Raw genomic sequence first — 25,661 nt, 5'->3', positions numbered from 1 at the left:
GCGCGACCTGCTCCAGGGCGGCAAGCCCCAGCATGGCGTCCACGCTCCTCGGGTTGGCGGCGAGCACCGACTCGAAGCGTCGGCGTGCCGCCTGGGGATTGCCCGCCGCCAGGTCCAGCCGCGCCAGACTCGCCGCCGCGGGATGGAAGGCCGGGTCGAGGGCGAGGGCCTGCTCGAAGGCCTGGCGCGCGGCCGCCACGTCCTTTTTGCCCATTAGCGCCACCCCGCGCAGATGGGGGGCGAGGGGCAGACGAGGCTCTTTGCGGGCGAGGGCCTCGGCGGCGGCGAGCGCCGCATCGAAATGCTTCTGCCTCAGGTGCGTGGCGATGAGGAGGAGGTCGGTCTGCAGGGGACTTTGCTCGAGACGGGCCGCGGCCTCGAGCTCCGCCACGCCGGCCTCGGTCTGGCCCCGGGCGAGGCGGCTCAAAGCCAGGGCGGTGCGCACGCCGGGATGCTCCGGCCGCGCCTGGGCCGCCTTTTCCAGGTATTCACCGGCGCGGGCGTATTCCCGGCGCTGCATGTGCGCTTCCCCCGCCAGGGCCAGCACGAGTGGGTCGGGCTGCGCCGCGGCGAGGAGGGGCTTGAGCACCTCCAGGGCCTTGTCGGGCTGGCGCTTGCGCAGATGGGTGGCGGCGAGCATGCGCCGCGCATAGGCGTGATCGGGAATGGCCTCGACGAAGGCGGAAAGATAGCTTTCCGCCTGGCTCAGGTTGTTGAGAGCGAGCTGGGTGACGCCCATCAGCAGGATGGCGGAGCCGTTGTTGGGCGCCACCTTGAGCACCTCCTGCAGCTCGTCCCGCGCTTCACCGTATTTGCCCTGGAGGAACCAGGATTGCGCCTGGGTGAGCCGCACGGCCGGGGCCTTGGGCTCCAGCCCCCGGGCGGCATCGATGTGCCGCTGGGCGGAGGCGAAATCCTTGTCCCCCATGTGGATGAGAGCAAGGGATAGATGCGCCCCCAGATGGCGGGGGTTGCGCTTGAGGGCTTCCCCATAGGCGGCCGCGGCTTCTTTTGCCTTGCCCTGGGCGCGCAGGAGATCACCCTTGAGCATCCAGGGATCGGCCTCCTTCCCCGTCTTCGCCACCGACTCGTCGGCAAGCTGGAGCGCTTCGTCCTGTCGGCCCTCGGCCAGCAGCATGGCGGCCAGCCCCCGGTTGGCTTCCGGCAGGCCCGGCGCCAAGGCACGGGCCTGTTCGAAGGCCTTGCGCGCCTCATCCAGGGCCTTCAAGCCCGCATGGGCCTCGCCCCGCAACGCGTAAAGCAGGGCCGCCTGGGGGCCGGCGGGCTGGGCGGGGATTTCCTCCAGCACCTTGCGGTATTCCCGCTGCAGGAGCAGGGCGCGTCCCAGGAGGGGCAGCACCTCGTCGTGGCTTGCGCCCAGTTGCAAGGCCCGCCGGAGTTCCTTTTCGGCGCCGGCCCCGTCGCCCGCCTCCACATACAGGCGGCCCAGCAACAGGCGCGCATCCCGGTGATCGGGGGTCTGTTGCAGCACGTTCTTGAGCTCGATGACGGCGGCCTTGCTCTCCCCCGCCGCGACGTGTTTTTGCGCTTTGGCGTAGAGAACTTCCGGTTTTTCCCCGGAGCAGCCTGTAATCAGGAGGGCAACGCACAGGGCGCAGCCGATTCGGCACAGCCTCCGGCTCGGTTCCAGCATGGTGTTCTCCTCGGTTCGTGGATCATGGCTGGTCTGCGCCTGCCCGGGCGGTGCCGGGCTTTATTGGGTTTTGTCCTCGAGTCCGTAGCGGTGCAACAGATCATACAGGGTGGGGCGGGACACCCCCAGCAGTTCCGCCGCCCGGGCAATGTTGCCATTGACCCGCGCCAGGGCCCGCAGCACGGCCTGGCGCTCCGCCTCCTCCCGCACCTGACGCAGGTTGAGGGGCTCCTGGGCCTGCGCCGTGCCGGGCAGCCCCAGGTCGGCGGCGTCGATGCGATTCGCCTCGCTCATGATCACCGCGCGCTTGATGCAGTTTTCCAGCTCGCGCACGTTGCCCGGCCAGGGATGCGCTTCGATGGCGGCCACCGCCTCCGGCGTCAAACCCTTGACCGGCTTCTTGAACTGCTCGGCGAAACGCTCGACGAAGGCCTGGGCAAGCAGGGCCGCATCCCCCGGACGCTCCCGCAACGGCGGAATGTGCACCGTCACTTCGCTGATGCGGTAGAAGAGGTCCTCCCGGAAGCGGCCTTCCGCGATGAGGCGCTCTAAATCCTGGTGCGTGGCACAAACCACGCGCACATCCACCGGGATTTCCTCGCGCCCCCCCAGCCGCTCCACCACCCGCTCCTGCAGGAAGCGCAAAAGTTTTGCCTGCAGGCTCAAGGGCAGATCGCCCACTTCGTCGAGGAAGAGGGTGCCGCCATCGGCGTATTCGATCTTGCCGCGGGTCTGGCGGGTGGCACCGGTGAAGGCCCCTTTCTCGTAGCCGAAGAGTTCGCTCTCCAGGAGGTTTTCCGGAATCGCGGCGCAGTTGATGGCAACGAAACGCTTGCCCGCCCGCGGCGACAGCTCATGCACGCCCCGGGCCAAAAGTTCCTTGCCGGTACCCGATTCCCCCAGAAGCAGCACCGTCGCATCCACCGGCGCCACCTTTTCGATGGTGCGGCATACCTTGAGCATGGGTTCACTGGCGGTGAGGATGCCCGCTAGGGCCGAGGGCGGGGCAAACCGCTGCAGGCGGCGGTTTTCCGCCTCCAGCTGGGCGACGTGGAAGGCCCGTTTGATGATGAGCTGCAGCACGTCCAGCTCGAAGGGCTTCTGGTAGAAGTCATAAGCGCCCATGCCCACGGCCTTCACCGCGTTGGCGCGGTCCTGGTTGCCGGAGACGACGATGATTTTCGTTGCCGGCGCCAGGGTCAGCATTTCCTTGAGGGTGGCCAGGCCCTCGGAGGCCCCATTGGGGTCCGGCGGCAGCCCCAGATCCAGCGTGACCACCTGCGGCTCGTGGCGACGCAGGGCGGCCAGCGCCTCAGCGCGGTCGCCGGCGACCACCACCTCGAGGTCCTCGAAGCTCCACTTGAGCTGCCGTTGCAGCCCGGGATCGTCCTCGACGACGAGCAACACGGGTTTTGCCGCACCGTTCTCAGCCACTGCCGGCTCCCTGGAGGCTTCCATCCTCCTTCTGATTTTCCCGCACCGTGAGGGGCAGGGTGACGGTGAAGGCACTGCCCTGTCCCGGTTTGCTTTCCGCGCGGATATCGCCCTTGAGCGCCCGCACGTATTCCCGGCACTCGTAGGCGCCAATCCCCATGCCTGCCGCCTTGGTGCTGACAAAGGGGCGGAAAAGCTGGGTGCGGAGAAAAGTTTCGTCCATGCCGCGGCCGGTATCCCGCACGCGCACCACGGCCTGCCCCCCGTTGACCTCCAGCGACACCTCCACTTCGCCGGTCTCCGGGGTCGCCTCGATGGCATTTTGCACCAGATGGCCCAGGACGCGGGCAAGCCGCTCCCGTTCCGCCAGCACCCAGGCCTCCTCCACGCGGCTCACGAAACGGGGGGTGGGACGGAAGGCGGCCTTGTCCGCCACCACCTGCGCCAGCACTTCCCGCAGGTTGACGAGGCTGGCCCCTTCGGCCATCTGGTAGCCGGCGCGCAGTTGGGACAACAGGCGCGACATTTTCTGCACCGCATGGCTCACGGTGGCCAGCATGTCCTCTTGAAAATCGGGATTGTGCTTGTGCCTTTCGGCATTTTTCAACATCAGGGAAAGCTGGGCGACGACGTTTTTCAGATCATGGACGACGAAAGCGGAAAACCGGTTGAAGGATTCAAACTGGCGCGCTTGGGCGAGGGCTTCCAGGGCACCCGCCTGGGCCAGGTGGGCAGCGGCCTGGCGCCCGGCGGTCTTCAGGAGGTCCGAATCCTCCCAGTTGAAACCCCGCCGGCTGCGGGGTCGGGCGAGCACCATGAACCCGATCAGATTCTCGTGCACGAAAAGGGGCACCACCAGCCACGCCTCCCGGCGGCCCTCCAGCCAAGGGGGCAGCACGAGATCGCCGTAGAGATCCGGAGACTGGGCAAATTCCTCCAGGTTGATGACCCATTGCCGGTCCTGGAGGAAACGGACCAAAGGGGCGCCGGCGGAAAGGGGCTCCGCCTCCAGGGGAAGATTCCAGTGGGCCGTGGGGGCAAAGCTGCCGTCCTCCTGGGCAAGCCACAGGGCCGCTCCGGGGCTGTCCACCAGTTCCGCCACCGCCATCAGCGCCCGCTCCCGCACGGCGGTGGGCTGGCCGGTGGATAGGGTGCGGGTGAAGCGCAGCCACTCCTCCCGGTAGTCGTATTTGTAGCTGAAGAAGTGCTTGCTCAGGAAGACCTTGAGGCGGGCGCGCATGGCGCCGGAAAAGACCACCACGGCAAGCAGCAGCAGGGCGCCGAAGAAGAACGCCGCCTGCAGTACCGTCCCCCAGGAGCCGCCGAAATAGCGCAGGTAATAACCCGCCGCAGACATGAGGAGGAGATAAGCGCTCGCCAGGATCAGGGTGGTGGTGTGAAACACCATGCGTCGGGAGACGTGCACCTGCACCGACCACTGAGGATTGCGCGCCGCCGATACCGCCAAAAGTGGCACCACCAGGGCATTGGCAATGCCCCGCGCGCTCCACACCCCCTCCTCCAGGCGGCCGAAGAGCAAGCCTTCGGCGTAGAGGTAGAAGTCGTAGGCAAACACCGCTCCCAGCCCCAGACAGAAATATTTGATCGCCCAGCGCTGGTTCTCGTCGGCATTGCGGTAGAGCTGTTCGATGAGGGTCATGCCCGCCAGCACCGAAATAAGGAGCGCGCCCCAGCTCACCTTGCCCGCCCAGAGGGGGATTGCCTGCCGCGGCAGCAGAGCGAAGACGACCGCCGTCACGGCGATCAAAAAAAGTGCCGCCAGCCCCCCGTAGAGGAGTCGCGAGAGCAACGGCAGCGTCTCCCCCGCTGCCTCGGCGCGGGCCCGCAGCAACCGGTAAAGGAAGGTGAGCCACAACCCATTGCGCAGGGACTCGAGGGCCACTACCGGCCACGCCCAGGACAGCCCCCGGATGAGGGCATAGGCCAGCGCACCCGCCCACAGGGCGGTGGCAGCCGCCGCCGCGGCGAGGATTCCCCCTTGGGGCCGTCCTCGCCAGTTCGCCAGGAGGAGCACGCCGAAGAGGCCAAAGGCCAGCGCCGCCGCGCCGTAGCTTATGCCCGCGATGTGCATGACCGTCCCCTTACCGCGCACCCTTGCCGAAGAGGACGACGAGGACGGTTTCGAACAGGATCATGAGGTCGAGGAAAAAGCTGTGGTTCTTCACGTAGAACAGGTCATATTGCAGCTTTTCGATGGCATCCTCAAGGGACGCGCCGTAGGGATAGCGCACCTGCGCCCACCCGCTGATGCCCGGCTTGATGCTGTGCCGCACGCCGTAATAGGGAATCTGCTCGAGAAGCTGGTTGACGAAGAAGGGCCGCTCGGGGCGCGGCCCGACGAAGCTCATCTCGCCTTTGAACACATTGATGAGCTGGGGCAGTTCATCGATGCGCGTCTTGCGGATGAAGCGGCCGACCCGGGTCACCCGCGCATCCCCGGCTTGCGCCCAGCGGGGCTGCCCGTCGGCCTCGGCGTTCTGGGTCATGCTGCGGAACTTGTAGATGGTGAACACCCTGCCGCCCTGGCCCACCCTTTCCTGACGGTAGAGTACGGGAAAGCCGCTTTCGAGGACGATGGCGAGCGCCGTCAGCAACATCACCGGCAGCGTGATGGTGAGAATCGTCGCACTCACGGTGAGGTCGAAGGTGCGTTTGACCACATCCCGCAACAGGCCCTGACGGAAGCCCTCCGACAGCACCATCCAGCTCGCATTGAGGGAATCGAGCTGCACCTGGCCCCGCTCCCTTTCGAAGAAAGTGGAGAGCTCGATGACACGGATACCCTTGAGCTTGCAGTCGAGCAGCTCGTGCACCGGCAGGCCGCCACCGCGCCGCTCCCGCACGGCGATGACGATTTCATCGATCTGGTAGCGCTCGACGATCTCCGTAAGGGGCCCCTGATCCGGCAGCACCAGGCTGTGATCGACGAAATGATGGGTCCCGCTCAAGGGCAGAAACCCCACGATATGCAGCCGTCGCCGGCTGTCGGGGTTGCGCACCAGGCTCATCACCCTGGCCGCCCGGGTGCCCGTGCCCAGCACCAGCACACGGCTCTTCAGGGCTTCCACATCCATCCAGCGGAAAAAGGCGAAGCGCAGAAGAATCACCGCCCCCGCCGCCAGCGCCGTGGCCCCGGCGAGGAGGCTCGTCGGCTGCACCAGGCGGGGCACCAGCCAACCCGCGAGCCAAAGCAGGGCAAAGGCCAGACCGCTGGCGATGATCACCCGGATCACCATGCTGCCCAGCCCTTCCTCGAAATCCCGACGATAGAGCCCAAAGAGGGCAAGCAGACTGAACAGGCAGAGGATGAAGCCCAGGTGCGCCACCCCCAGGGGATCGGGCAGCGGCCGCCCCAGAAGCCATGCAGCAAGCGGCAGCGCGGCGACGACGATGGCCACCTCCGCCAGCAGCAGGAGTAGCAGGCCCTTGGACAGGTAATGACTGAAGATGCGGATCAAGGGACGTTTCGCCTCACAGGAGTCGGGACCGACGGTGCCGGCCCCGCCCAGTTTAAGCAGTTTCCATGCCAAGCGCATGACGGCGGCGGCCGTGCCCGACTCCGGCCGCCGCCGGCGGGATGCCGGCTGGGGTTGACCACAGACCGACTGAAATGTCGGGTTTTTGCCGGGCTTCAGGCCAACATGGCCTCGACCTCGGCAAGGCGCGCCCGCGGCAGGGCACGGCCGTCCACCGGGCTGCGCGGGCTTTCGCGGATGGCATCGGTGGGAAACACCGCCACCTCGACGTCGGCAGGCCCGCCGTGCTGGAGGTGAAAGACGGGCACGACGCGGTGGCTGTCGCCGAAGCGGAAGCGCTTCTCGCCCCGCTCATAGGCGATGTGGTGATTGAGCAGGAAGAGCTCCACGTCCTTGTCGCTGTCGGTGAAAAGCAGCAGATTGATGTCCGAATGGCGGGCCGCGGTGCCGGCCAGCACCGACCCCGTGAGGTAAGGATTGAAGCGGCCCAAAAGCCGCATCACCACGCAGGCCTGGCGACGCAGCACGCGCAGCCGTTCCACCTGCTCCTCGCCCTGGTAGAGGGATTGGTGGGTGCGCAGCTCAGCCTCGATCTCGGCGTTGGTGGGCAGGTTGTGCATCTGTTCGGCGCCCAGTTGGCGCGCCGCCTTGCGTTTGGCCAGCGCAAAATCCTGGATGCCGTCCTCGGCCATGAGGCGGGCGGCGGCCTGGGCGATGCGGATGCGCATCTGCTGCCGGGAGGGGGGATGCTGACGGGCCATGGTTCAGAAAATCTGGTCCTTGACGGCTTCAGTGCTGCCGTCGCCCGCCTCACCCCAGCCGCCGGCTTCCGGCGGCAGGTTCTCCTGGTAGAACCATTCGGGAATCCCGCCCTCGCTGACCCGCCGGCCGGTGGCAGGGTCGATGCGGACGCTGACCACGCCCTCGGGTGGTGTCCATGGGACCTCCGGCACGCCCTTCAACACCTTGCCCATGTAGCTCATCCACATGGGCAGTGCCGCCTGGGCGCCGGTCTCGCTGCCGCCAAGGCTGCGCGGCTGGTCGAAGCCGATCCAGCTCACCGCCACCAGGCCATGGTTGTAACCGCAGAACCAGGCATCCACCTGATCGTTGGTGGTGCCGGTCTTGCCGGCGAGATCATTGCGCCCCAATTGCATGGCGCGGGCGGCGGTGCCCCGGCGCACCACGTCCTGCATCATGGAGGTCATGATGAAGGCATTGCGGGGATCAATCACCTGTTCCGCGTTCTCGCCGGCGCGCACGGGGTTGGCCTGGGCGAGTACCGTCCCCCGGTTGTCCAGCACCCGCTCGACGAAATAGGGCTTGATGCGATAGCCGCCGTTGGCGAAGACGGCATAGGCGGTGGCCATCTGGAATGGGGTCACCGAGCCAGCCCCCAGCGCCATGGTGAGATAGGGCGGATGCTGTTCCGCATTGAACCCGAAGCGGGTGATGTAATCCTGCGCATAACGCGTGCCGATGGCCTGCAGGATGCGGATGGAAACCAGGTTCTTGGATTTGACCAGCGCCTCCCGCATGCGCGTGGGCCCGCCATAGGTGCCATCGAAATTCTTGGGCTCCCACAGCCTGCCGCCGGTCAAGGCGGGATCGATGGAGATGGGAGCGTCGTTGATGATCGTGGCCGGGGTGAACCCTTTTTCCAGCGCCGCCGAATAGATGAAGGGCTTGAAGCTGGAGCCGGGCTGGCGCCAGGCCTGGATGGCGTGGTTGAACTTGTTACGAAAGAAATCGAAGCCGCCGACCAGCGCCCGGATGGCCCCATCCTGCGGCACCAGGGAAACCAGCGCCGCCTCCGCCTGGGGAAGCTGCAGAATCTGCCAACGTCCCTTGGCGTCCCTGCCCACCCGCACCAGGGAACCACGCACGATGGGTTTGCTGGCTTTTTCCCCCAGGGACTTCTGCGCGAAGGCGAGGGCCTCGCCGGCGAGCTCCGCCCTGCCCTGGCCCTTGATGAACACCTCCACCGCCCGCGGCTTCACGGCAAGCACCAGCGCCGGCAGGAGGCCATTACTTTCCTCCACCTCCTGCAGCAGATCCTCCAGTTCCTCATCGCCCTCGCCGGTGCGCTCGGGGAGCGTCAGCCGCCCCTCCGGCCCGCGGTAGCCGTGGCGGCGGTCGTAAGCCAAAAGCCCCTCGCGCACCGCCTGGTTGGCGGCCTCCTGATCGGCCCGGTTGAGCGTCGTCACCACCCGGAAGCCATTGCTGTAGGCGGCCTCCTGATAGCGTTCGTACATCATCTGCCGCGCCATTTCGGCGACAAAATCCGCCTTCACTTCGTACACCGCGGGCTCGTGGCGGATGGAGAGCTTCTCCGCCAGCGCCGCGCGATAGGTGGCCTCGTCGATGAAGTTGAGCTCGCGCATGCGCCGCAGCACATACCGCTGCCGCAGGCTGGCACGGGCCGGGTTGGCCACCGGGTTGTAGCGGGAGGGCGCCTTGGGCAGGCCGGCGAGCATGGCCATCTCCGCCACGCTGAGTTTGTTGAGGGGTTTGCCGAAATAGGTTTGCGCCGCGGCACTGAAGCCGTAGGCCCGTTGGCCGAGATAAATCTGGTTGATGTAGAGCTCCAGGATCTGGTCCTTGCTCAGGTTGCGCTCGATCTTGAAGGCCATCAGGGCCTCGTTGAATTTGCGGCGCAGGGTCTTTTCCGGGGTGAGGAAGAAGTTGCGCGCCACCTGCATGGTAATGGTGCTCGCCCCCTCGCGCACGCCCCGATTGAGCACATTGGCCACCGCCGCCCGCACCACGCCCATGTAGTCCACCCCCCCATGGGTGTAGAAACGTTCGTCTTCCGCCGCCAGGATGGCATGGATCATGGTTTTCGGCACTTCGCCGATTTTCACCACGGTGCGCCGCTCCTCGCCGAATTCGCCGATGAGGGCGCCATCACGGGTATAGACGCGCAGGGGAATCTTCGGTCGATAGTCGGTGAGCACGGTCAGCTCCGGCAGCGTCGGATAGACGAGCACCGCTGCGAGCACGACGAGCAGGCCGGCCAGCACGACGAAAGCGGCGACCAGCAAAAGGGGGAAGGACCACCAGCGGGAAGACATGAAAGGTTTGGGCAGGGCTTAAGGGAGGCCGACGTATTCTACACGTTCCCAGAGGAGGCACGGGTGGGGCGCCCGTGGCGGGGCCGGATGAAATTTTCTTCAGGTGGGGAAACACCCCTCAAGTCGGCGAAAATCCGGCCGTTATCCAAATGGGATGAGAGCCAAAAAATTTGCTTTACATGCTAAATGCTTGTTGCTAGGATTTAAACCAAAACTATTATAAATTTCCGTAACCAGCCCCACAAGAAAGGGATTTTGCTTTGCTATCGAACCTCCTTCCGGCCAAGTCGCCCCCGCTGATTGGCGTGGACATCAGCTCCTCGGCAGTGAAGATGGTGGAAATCGAGGAAGCGGGCAAGCACGCCTTTCGCGTCGAGCGTTACGCCATCGAGAGCCTGCCCAAGGATGCGGTGGTGGATGGCAACATCATGAACCTCGATGCGGTGGCGGACACCATCCGCCGCGCCTGGAAGAAACTGGGCAGCCGCATCAGGAACGTGGCCCTCGCCCTGCCTGCCGGCGCGGTGATCACGAAGAAGATCATCCTTCCCGCCGGCCTGCGGGAGGAGGAACTGGAAGTCCAGGTCGAGGCGGAGGCCAATCAGTACATCCCCTTTGCCCTCGATGAAGTGAATCTGGATTTCCAGGTGCTCGGCCCCGCGCCCAGTGGTCCCGAGGAGGTAGAGGTCCTCATCGCCGCCGCGCGCAAGGAAAAAGTCGAGGATCGCGTGGCCGCGGCGGAAAGTGCCGAACTCAAGGCCGTGGTCATGGACGTGGATTCCTATGCCACCCTCACCGCCTATGAGCTCATCGCGCCGCAGCTCCCCAACGGCGGACGCGGGCAGACGGTGGCCATCGTGGACATCGGCGCCGCCATGATGCACATCAACGTGGTGCACGACAACCAGCCCATCTATCTGCGGGAGCAGACCTTCGGCGGCAACCAGCTCACCCAAGAAATCCAGCGCCGTTACAGCCTTTCCGCGGAAGAGGCGGAAATGGCGAAACGCCAGGGCGGCCTGCCGGAAAACTACGAAACCGAAGTGCTGCAGCCCTTCATGGACACCCTGGCGCTGGAAGTGGCGCGCGCGCTGCAGTTTTTCTTCTCCTCCAGCCAGTTCAGCCACGTGGATCATATCCTGCTTGGCGGCGGCTGCGCCATGCTGCCAGGCCTGGATGAAATTGTCGCCACGCGCACCCAGGTGAGCACCATGATCGCCAACCCCTTCGCCAACATGGCGCTGTCCTCCCGCATCAAGCCGCGCCAGCTCACCCAGGATGCCCCCGCCCTGCTCGTCGCCGCCGGGCTCGCCATGCGGAGGTTCGATACATGATCCGCATCAACCTCCTCCCCCACCGGGAAGCAAAACGCAGGGCCCGCCAGCGGGAAATGATTGTCGTCGCCGTGGGCGTGGCCATCCTGGGCGCGCTCACCGTGTTCGCCGGCTCTCTGGTCATCGGTGGCATGATCGAACACCAGGAGGAAAACAACCGTTATCTCAAATCCGAGATCGCCAAGCTGGACAAGGACATCCAGGAAATCAAGAACCTCAAGGAAAAAACCCAGCTTCTCCTCGACCGCAAGAGAGTGGTGGAGGAACTGCAGGCCGGACGCACCACTGCCGTGCGGCTTCTCGACCAGCTCGTGCGCCAGCTGCCGCCGGGCATGTATCTGAAAGCCATCAAGCAGACCGGCAACAAGATCAACATCCAGGGCTACACCCAGTCCAATGCCCGCGTGTCCACCCTCATGCGCAACCTGGATGCCTCGCCTTGGCTGGAGAACCCGCAGCTCGTGGAAATCAAGGCGGTCACCGTCAACAACGTGCGCGCCAACGAGTTCTCCCTCGACGTCACTCTGTCCGTGCCGGCGGAAGCGAAAGCCCAGGCTGCGCAAGCCCCGGCTGCCCCAGTCAAGGATAAGCGGTCATGAGCCTGATCGACGATCTCAACAAGCTGAATCTGCGGGAAATCGGCATCTGGCCGGCCCCCTTCAAGATCGCCGCCATGGTGATCCTCTTCGCCCTCATCGTGACGGCGGGCTATTTCCTCGTCTGGCGCGACCAGTTCGACCAATTGGACCGGGCACGCCAGGAGGAACAGAAACTGCGCAACGAGTTCCTGGAGAAGAAAAAACAGGCGGTCAACCTCGACCTCTACCGCCAGCAGCTCGCGGAAATCGAGCAGGCCTTCGGCGCACTGGTGCGGCAGTTGCCCAACAAGTCCGAAATGGATGCCCTGATCACCGACATCAACCAAGCAGGCCTGGGGCGCGGCCTGGAGTTCGAACTCTTCAAGCCAGGGCAGGAAACCATCAAGGGTGAAATCGCGGAGCTGCCCATCGCCATCAAGGTGAGCGGGGACTATCACGATCTCGGACGCTTTGCCAGTGACATTGCCCAACTGCCGCGCATCGTCAATCTGCGCGACATCAACATCTATCCGGCCAAGGACGGCAAGCTGATCATGGAGGCCACTGCGGTCACCTACCGTTACCTGGACGAGGAAGAGCTCGCCGCGCAGCGCAAGGCGGCGCGGGAAGCCAAGCAAAAGGGGGGTCGGAAATGAAGCGCCTCATCGCCTTCCTTCCCCTGTTGTTCCTCGCCGCCTGCGGCGGGTCCGCAGACGATCCGCGGGAGTTCGTGAAAAACGCCGGCAAGGATTTGCGCGGCAAGGTGCCTCCCCTGCCCGAGGTGAAGCCCTTCGAGCCTTTCACCTACGAGGCCACCGACCTGCCCGATCCTTTCAAGCCGCGCAAACTGGAGCCGCCCAAGGGGGGCGGCGGTCTCACACCGGATTTCAACCGGCCCAAGGAAGCCCTGGAAAACTACCCCCTGGAAAGCCTGAAGATGGTGGGCACCTTAAGCCAGGGCAAGACCACCTACGCCATCATCAAAACGCCGGACAACAGCCTCTACCGCGTCAAGCCCGGTAACCACATGGGACAGAACTTCGGCATCATCACCCAGGTTACCGAGAACGAGGTGAAACTCACCGAAATCGTCCAGGACAGCGCAGGCGACTGGATCGAGCGCGCCGCCTCCCTCACCCTCAGCGAAGAGACGGCGCCGGCGAAGAAATAGCCCGCAACAAACCCCGGAACGAGACCCCATGAGGTGTGCACCATGAGCAAACGGATTCTCCTCTCCCTCAAGCATATCGCGGCTCTCTGCCTTTGCCTGCTGGTCTTTCCGGCCGCCGCACAGGAGGCCGATGAAGCCACGGCCAACAGCATCACCGGCATCGACTACACCGTGTTGCAGGGGGGCAGACTGCTCCTCAAGGTGAACTTCAAGGAGCCCCTCGCCAACCCGCCGGCGGGCTTCACTCTGAACAACCCGCCCCGGGTCGCCCTGGATTTTCCGGACACCGCCAATGCCCTGGGCAAAAGCACCATCAACGTGGGCGAGGGCGCGCTGCGCAGCGTGAACGTCGTGCAGTCCGGCAAAAAGACGCGGCTGGTGCTGAATCTTTCCCGCAACACGCCCTATGACACCACCATCGAGGGCAAGACCCTGGTCATCGCCCTGCAGGGGGTGGGCCCCTCCGCCACCGTGGCGGCGCGCACCACCCATTTTGCCGAGGACCGCGGCGGCAGCCCCCACAGCGTGCGCGACGTGGACTTCCGCCGCGGCCGCAATGGCGAAGGCCGGGTGGTCATTGATCTTTCCGATGCCAACGTGGGCATCGACATCCGCCAACAGGGCAAGAACCTCGTCATCGACCTCCTCAACACCACGGTGCCGAAGAACCTGGAGCGGCGCATGGATGTCACGGACTTCGGCACCCCGGTGCTCACCGTGGATACTTTCCAGCAGGGCAGCACGGCGCGCATCGTCGTCGAACCCAAGGGGGAATGGGAGCATTCCGCCTACCAGACTGACCGCCAATTCATCGTCGACATCAAACCGGTCCAGGAGGATCCGGCGCGCCTGGTGCGGGGCAAGCGCTACACCGGGGAGAAGCTCTCCCTCAACTTCCAGAACGTGGAAGTGCGCGCCGTTTTGCAGGTCATCGCCGATTTCACCGGCCTCAACATCATCACCAGCGATACCGTCACCGGCAACCTCACCCTGCGACTCAAGGATGTGCCCTGGGATCAAGCCCTGGACATCATCCTGCAAAGCCGGGGGCTCGCCATGCGCAAGAATGGCAACGTGATCTGGATCGCCCCTGCCGATGAGCTCGCCACCAAGGAGAAGCTGGAGCTGGAGGCCAAACAGCAGATCCTCGATCTGGAGCCGCTGCACACCGAAACCTTCCACCTGCGCTTCCAGCGGGCGGAGAATTTCGTCAAGGTGCTCACCGACGAAAAGCAGCGCATCCTGTCCAAACGGGGCAGCGCGGTGATCGACCCGCGCACCAACACCCTCTTCATCCAGGACACGCCCACCAAGATGGAGGAAATCCGCCGCCTCATCGAACAGGTGGACGTGCCGGTGAAACAGGTCATGATCGAGTCGCGCATCGTCGAGGCCCAGGACAGTTTCGTGAAGAACCTGGGGGCACGGCTGGGTATCCATGATCAGACGGGTCAGGGCTGGCCCGTCTCCAGCGGTGGCAAAACGCGGCTGACCCCGGGCGGGAGCTTCGAGGACACCGGCTACCATACGGGTCAGATCACCGATGCCCCCACGGTACCCCAGTTCCTCAACGTGAACCTCGCTGCCCCCAAGGTGGCGGGCTTCAATCCGGGCAGTATCGCTATCACCCTCTTCCGTTCCGGGGTGGCGCGCTTCCTCAACCTGGAGCTCACCGCGCTGCAGTCCGACGGCCGCGGCAAGATCATTTCCAATCCCCGTGTGGTCACCGCCGACCAGGTGGAGGCCACCATCGAACAGGGTACGGAAATCGCCTACCAGCAGGCCACCAGCAGCGGTGCGACAGCGGTGCAGTTCAAGAAGGCCGTCCTGTCGCTCAAGGTGAAACCCCAGATCACGCCCGATGACAACGTGATCATGGACATCAAGGTCAACAAGGACTCTCCCAATTTCGACCGCATCGTGGCCGGCGTGCCGCCCATCGACACCAAACAGATTAGCACCCAGGTGCTGGTGGAAAACGGGGGCACCGTGGCCATCGGGGGCATCTACACCCAAGACGAATCGGAACGGGTGTCCAAGGTGCCCTTCTTCGGCGACATTCCAGTACTGGGGCATCTCTTCCGCAACACCAGCAAACAGGACAACAAGACCGAGCTGCTCATCTTCGTCACCCCCCGCATCCTCAAGGAAAGCCTGAATCTGCGCTGAAGCGGAAGCCGGTGTGGCCGCCGGCTTCCCCGGCTACCGCTTTAAGCCGCCTCCCGGCTCCACCGAAAAGGCAGGGGCGAGCGCGTCGCCCCCTTTTCTGATTCCTGAATCCTGATCCCTGACCCCTGAGCCCTGCCGCCCGATTTCCGCTAGAATGCCCGTCATGTTTCAAACCGGTGGAAAAATGACGGGGAATGTGTTTCTCGTGGGCCTGATGGGTGCCGGCAAGACGACGGTGGGTCGTCTTCTCGCCCGCCGCCTCCACAAAACCTTCATCGATGCCGATCACGAACTGGAAGCCCGCACCGGTGTGAGCATTCCGCTGATTTTCGAACTGGAGGGGGAGGCGGGCTTTCGCGACAGGGAGGCGAAGCTTCTGGCCGAACTGGTCACCCGCGACAACATCGTCCTTGCCACCGGGGGCGGGGCAGTGCTGCGTCCGGAAAACCGGGCCGCCCTCGCCCGCCATGGCATCGTCGTCTATCTCGATGCCAGTGTGGACGATCTGGTGCAGCGCACCCGCCACGACCGGAATCGACCACTGCTGCAAACCCATGACCCCCGTCTGAAGCTCGAGGAACTCCACCGGCAGCGGGACCCCCTCTACCGGGAGATTGCCGACATCATCGTCACCTCCGGTCGCCAAAGCGTGCACCAGGTGGTGCGGGAAATCGAAGACCGGCTCGCCGCCTTCACCGCGTCAGCCGGCAAGGCCAGCCATGCAAACCCTCACCGTTGAACTTGGCGAGCGCAGCTATCCCATCCACGTGGGTAGCCGCCTTTTACGCGAGGCGAGCCTGATCCTGCCCCATCTTGCGCTGCCCCGTGTGGCGGTGGTGACCAACACCACCGTCGGTCCTCTCTGGCTTGACACCCTGCGCGACACCCTCACGGGGGCGGGGGTGGAGGTGCTCCCCATCGTGCTGCCGGATGGAGAGCAATACAAAAACATGGAAACCCTGGGCCGCATCTACGATGCGCTGCTGGGTGCCCGCATGGAGCGCAAAAGCACGCTGATCGCCCTGGGGGGCGGCGTCATCGGTGATCTCACGGGCTTTGCCGCGGCCACTTATTTGCGCGGCGTGCCCTTCATCCAGGTGCCGACGACGCTGCTTGCCCAGGTGGATTCCTCGGTGGGTGGCAAGACCGGCATCAACCATCCCCTGGGCAAAAACATGATCGGTGCCTTTTATCAGCCGCGGCTGGTGCTCGCCGACACCGACACCCTTTCCACCCTCCCCGACCGGGAGCTCTCCGCCGGACTCGCCGAGGTCATCAAATACGGGTTGATCCGCGACGGGGAGTTTTTCGCCTGGCTGGAGGCTAACATGGAGCGGCTCCTTGCCCGCGATGCCGAGGCACTCACCTTCGCCATCCTGCGCTCTTGTCGCAACAAGGCGGAAGTGGTCGCCGCGGACGAGCGGGAAGGGGGACTTAGGGCCATCCTCAACCTCGGCCACACCTTTGGCCATGCCATCGAGGCGGGCCTCGGTTTCGGTGTCTGGCTCCATGGCGAGGCGGTGGCGGCGGGCATGGTGCTGGCGGCGGATTTGTCCATGCGCCTTGGCTGGCTTGCGGAAAGCGACGTGGAAAGGGTGCGGGGCTTGGTGCGACGGGCCCGGCTGCCGGACCAGGCGCCCGATCTGGGCTTCGACCGTTACCTCGACCTCATGGGGCTGGACAAGAAAGTCGAAGGCGGGCGCATCCGTTTCGTTCTCCTGCGCCGGCTGGGCGAGGCCGTGGTGACCGCGGATGTGCCCGAGGCGCTGTTGCGGCAAACCCTGACCACGCATGTCGCTGCCGTCTGACCGCGAGCACAGGGCGCCCTACGCCGCGCATCCGGAAAAAAGCCGCGGCCGGCGCCATCGTGAGCCGCCCCCGGTGGGCCGCACCGAGTTCCAGCGGGACCGGGACCGCATCATCCATTCCACCGCCTTCCGCCGCCTGGAATACAAAACCCAGGTCTTCGTCAACCACGAGGGGGATCTCTTCCGCACCCGCCTCACCCACAGCCTGGAGGTGGCCCAGATCGGCCGGGCCATCGCCCGCAGCCTGCGCCTGGACGAGGACCTGGTGGAGGCCATTGCCCTCGCCCATGACCTGGGGCATACGCCCTTCGGCCATACCGGCCAGGATGCCCTCAACGCCTGCATGCGGGATTTTGGCGGCTTCGAGCACAACCTGCAGTCGCTGCGGGTGGTGGACGTGCTGGAAGAACGCTACGCGGAATTCGACGGCCTCAATCTCACCTTCGAGACGCGGGAAGGCATCCTCAAACACTGCTCGCCGGCCAAGGCGCGGGAGCTGGGGGAATTGGGGGAGCGTTTCCTCAACAACCGCCAGCCTTCGCTGGAAGCCCAGGTGGCGAACCTTGCCGATGAAATCGCCTACAACAACCACGATGTGGACGACGGGCTGCGATCCGGTCTCATCACCCTGGAACAGCTTGCGGAAGTCACGGTCTTCGCCCGCCATCTCGACGAGGTGAAACGCCTCTATCCTTCACTGGCCGGCCGGCGCGTCATCCACGAGACGGTGCGCCGCATGATCAACACCCTGATCCTCGATCTGGTGGAAAACAGCAGCCGCAACATCGCCGAGGCGCGCCCCGATTCCATCGAGGCCGTGCGTGCCCTGCCGCCCCTGATCGGTTTCTCGCCACGCATCCGCGCCGAGCAGCAGGAACTCAAACAGTTCCTGCGCACCCATCTCTACCAGCACTATCGCGTCAACCGCATGAGTAGCAAGGCGCGCCGCATCATCCGGTCCCTTTTCGAGGCCTTCATGGAGGATCCGCGGCTTTTGCCCCCCGAGTATCAGCGCAAGGCGCGTGCCGACAAGGCGCGCACCATTGCCGATTACATCGCCGGCATGACCGACCGTTACGCGATCAAGGAATATCACCGCCTCTTCTCCGTGGAGGCCCTGTGAATCTCGCCACCACCGAACTCAAGGCGCTGCTTTCCACCCATGCCTTCGAGCAGGACATCCCCCCCAGTATCGCCGACGGACTGGCCGCCCTGCTCGCCCAGGACCGGCAGATCGTGGTGGTCACGGGCAAGTGGGATGGGCGCATGAGCGGTTTCCTGGCGGATCTCTGCCACGGCATCAGCAAACGCTCCACCCTGCTGCGCATCAAGTCGCCCCTCGATCCCGAGGCCTTTTACGCATCGCTCGCCGCCCAGCTCCATCTGCCGGCGAAGGGCGCCCTGCCCGTGGCGGCGCGGGTGGGTGAGCGCCTGCTGCTACCCGCACCCAAGGGGCGCTTCGTGCTGCTGTGCGAAGCGGCCGACGCCTACGAGGATGCCACGCTGGAAGCCATTCGCCAGATCAGCAACTATCCGGTGGGCATCGTTCTCGCCGGCACGCCGCGGCTTTTGCGCCGGCTTGCCGCCCGCCGGCTTGCCGCCCTGCGCCAGCGTGTCACCCATCAGCTCGCATTGAGCCGCCGCGGCTTTTTCGCCAATCCCTTCTGGCCGACGGTGACTCTCCTCGTGCTGGGGGGTGGCGGGCTCATCTATTATTGGCTGCGGGGCGAACCCGTCACCGTGCCCCCCGCGGAGAGCCCGCCTGCGCCCATCGTCCACCGCGCCCCCGCCCCACCCCCGGCGCCCGCGGTAGAGCAGGGTGAAGATGAGGCGCTTGCCCTGCGGCTCGAGCGGGAACTTACGCCGCGCTAGCCTCACATGAGGACGATGTCGTACTGCTCCTGGGTGTACTGGTTCTCCACCTGGAGGGAAATGGGCTTGCCGATGAAGTCGGCAAGTTGGGCCAAGCTTTGCGATTCCTCGTCGAGGAAAAGATCGATCACCGCCTGGGAGGCGAGGATGCGGAACTCCCGCGCGTTGTACTGCCGCGCCTCGCGCAGCAGCTCCCGCAGGATTTCGTAGCAGACGGTCTGCGCCGTCTTCAACTCGCCCCGCCCCTGGCAGACGGGACAGGGTTCGCACAACACATGGGCGAGGCTTTCCCGCGTACGCTTGCGGGTCATCTCCACCAGACCCAGGGCGGTGAAACCGTTCACCGTCATGCGGGTACGGTCGCGCGCCAGGGCCTTGCGGAATTCCTCCAGCACCGCCGCCTTGTGGTCCGCATTGTCCATGTCGATGAAATCGATGATGATGATGCCGCCCAGATTGCGCAGGCGCAGTTGACGGGCGATGGCATGGGCCGCTTCCAGGTTGGTCTTGAAGATGGTGTCGTCGAAGCTGCGCCCGCCGACGAAGGCCCCCGTGTTGACATCGATGGTGGTGAGCGCTTCCGTCTGGTCGATGATGAGATAACCGCCGGACTTGAGCTCCACCTTTCTGGACAGGGCCTTTTCGATCTCCGCCTCCACCTGGTAGAGATCGAACAGCGGCCGCTCGCCCTGGTAATGCTCGATGCGGGGCAGGACATTGGCCACATAGGCGGCGGCAAAGTTTTGCATGCGGTTGAAGGTCTCCCGCGAATCCACCAGGATGCGTGCCGTCTCATCATGGACGAAATCCCGCAGCACCCGAAGCGGCAGGTCGAGCTCCTGATAGAGCAGGGTTTGCGGCGCGGCGGTGCGCGCCTTTTCCTCGATGTTCTCCCATATGCGGCGCAGATACTCGAGGTCGGCGACCAGCTCGGCATCGGTGGCGGTCTCCGCACTGGTGCGCACGATGAAGCCGCCGCGCAAATCCGGCGGCAGCAGTTGCTGCAGCTTTCCCCGCAGAAGCTCCCGCTCCTGCTCATCCTCGATGCGCTGGGAAATGCCAATGTGGCTTTCCTGCGGCAGATAGACGAGGAGCCGGCCGGCAATGCTCACCTGGGTGGACAGCCGCGCCCCTTTGGTGCCGATGGGGTCCTTGATCACCTGCACCAGCAGCGTCTGCCCTTCATGCAGGATTTTTTCGATGGCGCGCCCCTCCCGCGGCGTCTCATGCCAGATGTCGGCCACATGCAGGAAAGCCGCCCGCTCAAGGCCAATGTCCACGAAGGCCGACTGCATGCCCGGCAGCACCCGTGCCACGCGACCCTGGTAGATGTTCCCCACCAGGCCACGGCTCAAGGCACGCTCGATATGCAATTCCTGCACCACGCCCTGCTGCATGACCGCCACCCGGGTCTCCTGGGGCGTGACGTTGATGAGGATTTCCTCGTTCATGGAATCACGATGCCGAATTTGCGCAAAAGCCGGGCCGTCTCAAAGAGGGGCAGGCCCATCACCCCGCTGTAGCTTCCCTCGATGCGCCGCACGAAAACGGCGGCAAGCCCCTGGATGGCGTACGCCCCCGCCTTGTCCATGGGCTCACCGGTTTTCACATAGGCCTCGATTTCCGCCGCCGAAAGTCGCCGGAACACCACGCAGGTGGCTGAGACCGCAACCTGCAGTTTACCCTCAAACGCCACCGCCACTGCAGTGAGCACCCGATGCTGCCGTCCCGACAAGAGCGCCAGCATCGCCGCGGCTTCCGCGGGATCGCGGGGTTTGCCGAGGATGCGGCCCTGGTGCACCACCACGGTGTCGGCGCCCAGCACCGGCAGCCCCGGCAGGCCCCGCTGCCGCACCTGCTGCTCCCCCAAGGTGGCTTTCAGGCGCGCAAGCCGCCGCACATGGGCTTCCGGCGTCTCTTCGGGTTGTGGCGTTTCATCCACGTCCGCCACCAGCACCCGGTGGGCAAGGCCCAGCTGTTTGAGGAGGGCGCGCCGCCGCGGCGAACGGGAAGCGAGATAGAGCACGGGGGTCAAGGGTGTGTTCATCGCCTGGCAAGTTCCGCCAGCTGCCGGTCGTGCAGCCGGGAGATGAGAAGGAGGGCGCTTGCCGCGCCGATGAGTGCCCAGGCCATGTCGGACTGGGTATCCCAGGGGTCCCCCTGGGTGGCGAGAAAAGCCACCGCCGCCTCCCCGGAGGCGACCGCCACCGCCCATTCGATGAGCTCGTAGCTGGCGCTCAGGGCAAGGCAGAAGGAGATCACCACAAAAGCAAGCCAGCCGCGGCGGCAGAGTACCTTAAGGCGCAGGAGGATCTCGCGCGCCAGGATGGCGGGCACGAAGCCCTGGGCGAAATGGCCCACTTTGTCATAGTTGTTGCGCTGCCAGTGAAAGACTTCCCGCAGCGTGTCGAACAGGGGCACCTCGGCATAGGTGTAATGGGCGCCCACGAGCAGGATGCTGGCATGCAGCCAGATCAGGACATAGGCCAGCGGCGTCAGGGGGAAACGCCGCCGTGTGGCCGCAAGCAGGGGCAGCGCCACAAGCGCCGGCAGGGCCTCCAGGAACCAGGTGAAGGCATCCTTGGGCGCGTGGGCCGACCACAGGAGCACCGCCAGATAAGCCGTCACCCACAGCGCACCCATGGCTTAAGCCCGATGGTAGGGATGTCCCTGGCAAATGCTGAGGGCCCGGTAGAGTTGTTCCGCGAGGAGCACGCGCACCAGGCCATGGGGCAGGGTGAGGGGTGAAAGGGACCAGACGAAATCCGCCTGCTCCCGCAGGCTCGCCGCCAATCCATCGGCACCGCCGATGATGAACGCCACATCGCGCCCGCCGGCAAGCCATGCCCTCATTCGTTGCGCCAGCGCCATGCTGGTGAGACTGCTGCCCCGCTCATCCAACACCACGCGCAGCGCGCCCCGGGGCAGGGCGGCGAGGATGCGGGAGGCTTCCGCCTGCCGCACCTGCTCTGGCGTGCGGCTGTCCTCCCGTTTTTCCGCGCGGATTTCGATGAGTTCGAGCCGCACTTCCCGGGGCATACGCCGCGCATATTCGGCAAAGCCCTCCTCCACCCACTGCGGGTGGCGGGTGCCGACGGCAACAATGACAAGCCGCATGCGTCCTCAAGGGGCGTGGCCGCGTATCCGGTTGACGGACTCACCCCACAGCTCCTCCAGATTGTAGTAGGCACGCACCGCGGGGTGCATGATGTGCACGATGACGCTGCCGAGGTCCACCAGAATCCACTCGCCAACCTCTTCGCCTTCCACACCCAGGACCCGCCCGCCGGCAGCCTTCGTCTTCTCCACCACGTTGCGCGCCAGCGCCTTGGTTTGCCGGGCGGACTCGCCGCTGGCCACCACCATGAAATCGGCCAGGGAGGTGAGCTTTCTCACATCCATGACGACGATGTCTTTAGCCTTGATGTCCTCCAGGGCGGCGACGGCCACCTGGCGCAGGGTGTCGGCGTTGGGTTCAGTCATAGAGTCGGTGTCGTCCAATGTAAGCCAGCACGCTGTCCGGCAACAGATAACGGGGATCGCGCCCCGCGGCGAGATCGGCGCGAATGCGGCTTGCGGAAATGTCGAGGGCGGTGATGGTCTGCACATGGATGCGGCCGGCGGGCTCCCTAAGCAGGACCGCCGGGTCGGTGATCTGCCGCGCCGAAAATTGCGCAGCAAGATCCGGCGCAAGCGCCGCCCCCACCGACGAGCAGCCCGGACGCTGCGCCACCACCACGTGGGCAAGGCCGAAGAGTTCCTGCCAGCGATGCCAGGTGTGAAGCCCCTGGAAGGCATCCGCCCCCAACAACAGGCAAACGGGGCGCTCGAAGCCCAGCTCGCGGCGCAGGGCGGTGAGCGTCTCCACGGTATAGCCGGGACTGTCGGCCACCACTTCCCGCTCATCCACCCGGAACAGGGGATTGTCGCTCACGGCGAGCCGCACCATTGCCAGACGGTGGCTCGCCGCGGCGCGGGGTGCGCTGCGGTGCCAGGGACGGCCCGCAGGGATGAAGCGCACCTCGGTCAGCCCCACCTGCTGCGCCACCTCCAGCGCCAAGCGCAGATGCCCGTAATGGATGGGATCGAAGGTTCCGCCCAGTACCCCCAGGGCAGCCGCCCCTGTGGCCATCAGGTCCTCACCTGACCATCGCCCAGGACCACGAACTTCTGGCAGGTGAGCCCTTCCAGCCCCACCGGGCCGCGGGCGTGGATTTTGTCGGTGGAGATGCCGATTTCCGCACCGAGCCCGTATTCGAAGCCATCGGCGAAACGGGTGGAGGCGTTGACCATCACCGAACTGGAATCCACTTCCCGCAGGAAGCGCCGCGCGCGGGTGTAGTCCTCGGTGACGATGGCATCCGTGTGTTGGGAGCCATAGGTGTGGATGTGCTCGATGGCGGCATCGAGGTCCCGCACCACGCGGATGGAAATGATGGGCGCGAGGTATTCCGTGCTCCAGTCCTCTTCGCTTGCGGGCTTCATGTCGGGCACGATGGCACGCGCCTGCCCGCAGCCCCGCATCTCCACGCCCTTCTCCCGGTAGATGTGGGCGATGCGCGGCAGAAATTCCCGCGCCACGCCTTCCGCCACCAGCAGGGTCTCCATGGTGTTGCAGGTGCCGTAGCGGCTGGTCTTGGCGTTGTCGGCGATGCGTACGGCTTTGTCGAGATCGGCTGCATCATCCACGTACACATGGCAGACCCCGTGTAGATGCTTGATGACGGGAATGCGCGCCTCGTTGGTGACGCGTTCGATGAGACCCTTGCCGCCGCGGGGAACGATGACGTCCACGTATTCCTTCATGGTAATGAGTTCCCCGACGGCGGCGCGGTCCGGGGTTTCCACCACCTGCACGGCAGTCTCCGGCAGGCCGGCGGCGGCAAGCCCCTCCCGCACGCAGGCGGCGATGGCCTGATTGGAGTGAATCGCCTCCGAGCCGCCACGCAGGATGGCGGCATTGCCGCTCTTCAGACACAGGCCGGCGGCATCCGCGGTGACGTTGGGGCGGGCCTCGTAGATGATGCCGATCACCCCCAGGGGCACGCGCATGCGGCCCACCTGGATGCCGGAGGGGCGATAGTTGAGATCGGTGATGCTGCCCACGGGATCAGGCAGGGCAGCGATCTGGCGCAGACCCTCCGCCATGGCCGCCACCGTCTTGCCGGTGAGCTGCAGACGGTCAAGGAGGGCGGCATCGAGACCCGCCGCGCGCGCCGCCTCCATATCGCGCGCATTGGCGGCAAGGAGATGCTCCGCATCCCGTTCGATGGCCTCCGCCATGGCAAGGAGCGCCTGGTTCTTGGCGCGGGTCTCGGCACGGGCCATGGCGCGGGAAGCGGCCCGCGCCTGCTGCCCAAGCCTTCTCATGTATGCTTTGACATCCATAACACGCTCTCAAGTCCTTCCTGCAAGGGAAAAAAGCCCGGGTGATGACCGCATTCCTCCACGCGACGCACGCCTGTGCCCCGCCGCTTTCCGCCTGGCATAAAGAGGCGTCCTGATCCCTTCCCCTTGAGGCGGGACGTGGTTCCGTCTCCCCTTCAGGGATGGGGCTTGGCGAAGGCCGGGCGCAAGGAGACGGGGTGGGCCTGCGCCACCCGCAGGCAGAGCTCCCGCAATTCGTCCCACACATCCCCCAAGGCCAACCCTTTGCTCATTCTATCAACTTCCGCCGCGTGCCTGAGGGCGGCGGCGAGCCCGTCGAAGGAAAGATGGGGCAACAGGCGCCGGGCAAGCTGCTGGCGCTCGCCCCAGAACCCCCCTTCCCGCAGCGCGGTGGCCATGTCCGCGCCCCGGTCCAGGGCGGCGCGGGCGCGGGCGAGAGCGCGGATCACCCAGGCCAGCACGCCCAGAATCTGCACCGGTTTCTCCCCCGCCGCCGCCAGCCCGTCCAGGATGCGGACAAGGCGCGCCACATCCCGCGCCAGCATGGCCTCGGCAAGCTGGAAGACATCGAAACGGGACACATCCAGCACCGCCTCCGCCACCTGCTCGAGGGTCAGTCTTCCCGGCGGATGGAGCAGGCCCAGCTTCTGCACCTCCTGATGGGCGGCGAGGAGATTGCCCTCCACCTGTTGCGCGAGGAACAGCAGGGTCTCCTCATCGGCACTCTGCCCCTGGCGGGCAAGCCTTTCCTTGAGCCAGGCCGGCAAAGCCTTCACCGGCACCGGTTCGATTTCCACCACACAGCCCACCGCCGCCAGGGCCTGGTACCAGGCGGCCTGGGTGGCCCGTTTGTCGAGGCGGGGCAGGGTGATGAGGGTGAGGGTGTCGGGGGGAAGCCGGGCGGCGTAGGCTTCCAGGGCCGCCGCGCCCTCCGCCCCGGGCTTGCCGCCGGGCATGCGCAACTCGATGAGTCGCCGGCTGCTGAAGAGGGAAGGGCTCCCCCCCAGGGCGGCAAGTTCCCCGAAGCGGAACCCCGCCTCCACGGTGAGTACTTCCCGTTCGGTGTAACCTTCGGCGCGGGCGGCGGCGCGGATGGCCGCCACCGCCTCCTCGATGAGCAGCACCTCATCGCCGCTGACGAGGTAGAGGGGGGCAAGCCTGCGCGCAAGCTGCGCGCCCAAGTCGGCCAACCCCACCCGCATGGTCAACCCGCCGGCCGCATCGCCGCCAGCCGCCGGACGATCTGCTGCACGGCATCGCTTTGCATGTCGCGGAAGAGCAGGGCCTCCTCCGCCTCCTTGGCCAGGGCCTTGGAGGCATCAAAGGTGAGCTCGCGCCTGAGCTCGATGGAACTTGGCGGCAGCAATTCCCGGCCCGCCGCGTCGCGCACACGGAAACTCACGCGGTAGAGCAACCGGTATTCGCTGACGCGGCCGGCGCCACTCAAGCTCAGAATCTGCTTTTCCCGCTGCTGGGAAAGAATCTGCAGCACGGCCTGCGCCTGCGCCGGATCCTCCACCACCCGTGTTTGCGTGGTGCGCACCGCCCGCGCGAGCTCCACCCCCATTTCCGGGCCGGCGTTCTCGATGTAGAGGGTGGTGAAGGGCAGACTCAGGGCGCCGCGCAACTGGAAGCCACAGGCGGAGAGGGTGAGGAGGAGGGCAAGCCAGATCAGGCGCATC

The 25,661-nt window shown here is 65.5% G+C and carries 24 protein-coding genes; 9 read left to right on the top strand and 15 right to left on the bottom strand.

The window, feature by feature from the left end; genetic code table 11:
* The 6 genes from prsT to K6T56_08275 form a co-directional block, all read right to left on the bottom strand.
* Positions 1-1,654, bottom strand: a 1,654-nt coding sequence (gene prsT / locus K6T56_08300) for a PEP-CTERM system TPR-repeat protein PrsT (GenBank protein ID MCL6556344.1), incomplete at its 3' end; no start/stop codon positions are given.
* Positions 1,655-1,714: 60 nt separating this feature from the next.
* On the bottom strand, positions 1,715-3,112 hold the full coding sequence (gene prsR, locus K6T56_08295) for a PEP-CTERM-box response regulator transcription factor (protein ID MCL6556343.1): 1,398 nt from the start codon (positions 3,110-3,112) through the stop codon (positions 1,715-1,717).
* A complete protein-coding gene (gene prsK / locus K6T56_08290; GenBank protein MCL6556342.1) occupies positions 3,081-5,180 on the bottom strand; it encodes a PEP-CTERM system histidine kinase PrsK in 2,100 nt (699 codons plus the stop codon). The genes prsR and prsK overlap by 32 nt, the downstream gene beginning before the upstream one ends.
* 10 nt (positions 5,181-5,190) lie before the next feature.
* Entirely contained in the window at positions 5,191-6,645 is a 1,455-nt protein-coding gene (locus K6T56_08285; protein MCL6556341.1) for a TIGR03013 family PEP-CTERM/XrtA system glycosyltransferase, read from the bottom strand.
* A 95-nt stretch (positions 6,646-6,740) separates the two neighbouring features.
* Positions 6,741-7,346: a hypothetical protein gene (locus K6T56_08280; GenBank protein MCL6556340.1), complete on the bottom strand. Its 606-nt coding sequence runs from the start codon at positions 7,344-7,346 to the stop codon at positions 6,741-6,743.
* A 3-nt stretch (positions 7,347-7,349) separates the two neighbouring features.
* The gene (locus tag K6T56_08275; protein ID MCL6556339.1) at positions 7,350-9,659 is read right to left on the bottom strand and encodes a penicillin-binding protein 1A; all 2,310 of its coding nucleotides are present in this window, start codon (positions 9,657-9,659) and stop codon (positions 7,350-7,352) included.
* 332 nt (positions 9,660-9,991) lie between these two features.
* Between K6T56_08275 and K6T56_08270 the strand changes: the two genes are divergently transcribed.
* The 9 genes from K6T56_08270 to K6T56_08230 all read left to right on the top strand — a co-directional run bounded on the left by K6T56_08270 (position 9,992) and on the right by K6T56_08230 (position 18,591).
* Positions 9,992-10,993: a pilus assembly protein PilM gene (locus K6T56_08270; GenBank protein ID MCL6556338.1), complete on the top strand. Its 1,002-nt coding sequence runs from the start codon at positions 9,992-9,994 to the stop codon at positions 10,991-10,993.
* Positions 10,990-11,592 carry a PilN domain-containing protein gene (locus K6T56_08265; protein MCL6556337.1) on the top strand — a complete coding sequence of 201 codons (603 nt, stop codon included), beginning with the start codon at positions 10,990-10,992 and terminating at the stop codon, positions 11,590-11,592. The genes K6T56_08270 and K6T56_08265 overlap by 4 nt, the downstream gene beginning before the upstream one ends.
* Positions 11,589-12,227 (top strand): type 4a pilus biogenesis protein PilO, encoded by a 639-nt coding sequence (locus tag K6T56_08260; GenBank protein MCL6556336.1) that lies wholly within the window; start codon positions 11,589-11,591, stop codon positions 12,225-12,227. The genes K6T56_08265 and K6T56_08260 overlap by 4 nt, the downstream gene beginning before the upstream one ends.
* Entirely contained in the window at positions 12,224-12,742 is a 519-nt protein-coding gene (locus tag K6T56_08255) for a pilus assembly protein PilP (GenBank protein ID MCL6556335.1), read from the top strand. The genes K6T56_08260 and K6T56_08255 overlap by 4 nt, the downstream gene beginning before the upstream one ends.
* Before the next feature lie 42 nt (positions 12,743-12,784).
* The gene (locus tag K6T56_08250) at positions 12,785-14,911 is read left to right on the top strand and encodes a type IV pilus secretin PilQ (GenBank protein MCL6556334.1); all 2,127 of its coding nucleotides are present in this window, start codon (positions 12,785-12,787) and stop codon (positions 14,909-14,911) included.
* A gap of 184 nt (positions 14,912-15,095) precedes the next feature.
* A complete protein-coding gene (gene aroK / locus K6T56_08245) occupies positions 15,096-15,650 on the top strand; it encodes a shikimate kinase AroK (GenBank protein MCL6556333.1) in 555 nt (184 codons plus the stop codon).
* Positions 15,631-16,719: a 3-dehydroquinate synthase gene (gene aroB / locus K6T56_08240; protein ID MCL6556332.1), complete on the top strand. Its 1,089-nt coding sequence runs from the start codon at positions 15,631-15,633 to the stop codon at positions 16,717-16,719. The genes aroK and aroB overlap by 20 nt, the downstream gene beginning before the upstream one ends.
* Positions 16,703-17,842 carry a deoxyguanosinetriphosphate triphosphohydrolase gene (locus K6T56_08235; GenBank protein MCL6556331.1) on the top strand — a complete coding sequence of 380 codons (1,140 nt, stop codon included), beginning with the start codon at positions 16,703-16,705 and terminating at the stop codon, positions 17,840-17,842. The genes aroB and K6T56_08235 overlap by 17 nt, the downstream gene beginning before the upstream one ends.
* Positions 17,839-18,591 carry a hypothetical protein gene (locus K6T56_08230; protein ID MCL6556330.1) on the top strand — a complete coding sequence of 251 codons (753 nt, stop codon included), beginning with the start codon at positions 17,839-17,841 and terminating at the stop codon, positions 18,589-18,591. Before K6T56_08235 ends, K6T56_08230 begins: the two co-directional genes overlap by 4 nt.
* A 2-nt stretch (positions 18,592-18,593) precedes the next feature.
* Here the strand turns inward: K6T56_08230 and rng are convergent, their stop codons facing one another.
* The 9 genes from rng to K6T56_08185 all read right to left on the bottom strand — a co-directional run bounded on the left by rng (position 18,594) and on the right by K6T56_08185 (position 25,660).
* Complete coding sequence (rng, locus tag K6T56_08225) at positions 18,594-20,042, bottom strand: ribonuclease G (protein ID MCL6556329.1); 1,449 nt, start codon at positions 20,040-20,042, stop codon at positions 18,594-18,596.
* Positions 20,039-20,638, bottom strand: coding sequence for a Maf family nucleotide pyrophosphatase (locus K6T56_08220; protein MCL6556328.1), 600 nt, complete (start codon positions 20,636-20,638; stop codon positions 20,039-20,041). Before K6T56_08220 ends, rng begins: the two co-directional genes overlap by 4 nt.
* On the bottom strand, positions 20,635-21,234 hold the full coding sequence (locus K6T56_08215; protein MCL6556327.1) for a DUF2238 domain-containing protein: 600 nt from the start codon (positions 21,232-21,234) through the stop codon (positions 20,635-20,637). The genes K6T56_08220 and K6T56_08215 overlap by 4 nt, the downstream gene beginning before the upstream one ends.
* A 3-nt stretch (positions 21,235-21,237) precedes the next feature.
* Positions 21,238-21,708, bottom strand: coding sequence for a 23S rRNA (pseudouridine(1915)-N(3))-methyltransferase RlmH (rlmH, locus tag K6T56_08210; protein ID MCL6556326.1), 471 nt, complete (start codon positions 21,706-21,708; stop codon positions 21,238-21,240).
* Between the two features lie 6 nt (positions 21,709-21,714).
* A complete protein-coding gene (gene rsfS / locus K6T56_08205) occupies positions 21,715-22,074 on the bottom strand; it encodes a ribosome silencing factor (GenBank protein ID MCL6556325.1) in 360 nt (119 codons plus the stop codon).
* Positions 22,067-22,723 (bottom strand): nicotinate-nucleotide adenylyltransferase, encoded by a 657-nt coding sequence (nadD, locus tag K6T56_08200; protein ID MCL6556324.1) that lies wholly within the window; start codon positions 22,721-22,723, stop codon positions 22,067-22,069. The genes rsfS and nadD overlap by 8 nt, the downstream gene beginning before the upstream one ends.
* Positions 22,723-23,979 carry a glutamate-5-semialdehyde dehydrogenase gene (locus K6T56_08195; protein MCL6556323.1) on the bottom strand — a complete coding sequence of 419 codons (1,257 nt, stop codon included), beginning with the start codon at positions 23,977-23,979 and terminating at the stop codon, positions 22,723-22,725. Before K6T56_08195 ends, nadD begins: the two co-directional genes overlap by 1 nt.
* Before the next feature lie 155 nt (positions 23,980-24,134).
* Entirely contained in the window at positions 24,135-25,181 is a 1,047-nt protein-coding gene (gene holA, locus K6T56_08190; protein ID MCL6556322.1) for a DNA polymerase III subunit delta, read from the bottom strand.
* A gap of 2 nt (positions 25,182-25,183) precedes the next feature.
* Positions 25,184-25,660, bottom strand: a complete 477-nt coding sequence (locus K6T56_08185) for a hypothetical protein (protein MCL6556321.1) — start codon at positions 25,658-25,660, stop codon at positions 25,184-25,186.
* Between the last annotated feature and the right edge of the window lies 1 nt (position 25,661).

This window comes from Burkholderiales bacterium (assembly GCA_023511995.1).
In the GTDB taxonomy this organism is placed as follows: domain Bacteria; phylum Pseudomonadota; class Gammaproteobacteria; order Burkholderiales; family Thiobacteraceae; genus Thiobacter.
This window is presented reverse-complemented; position numbering and strand designations above follow the sequence as displayed.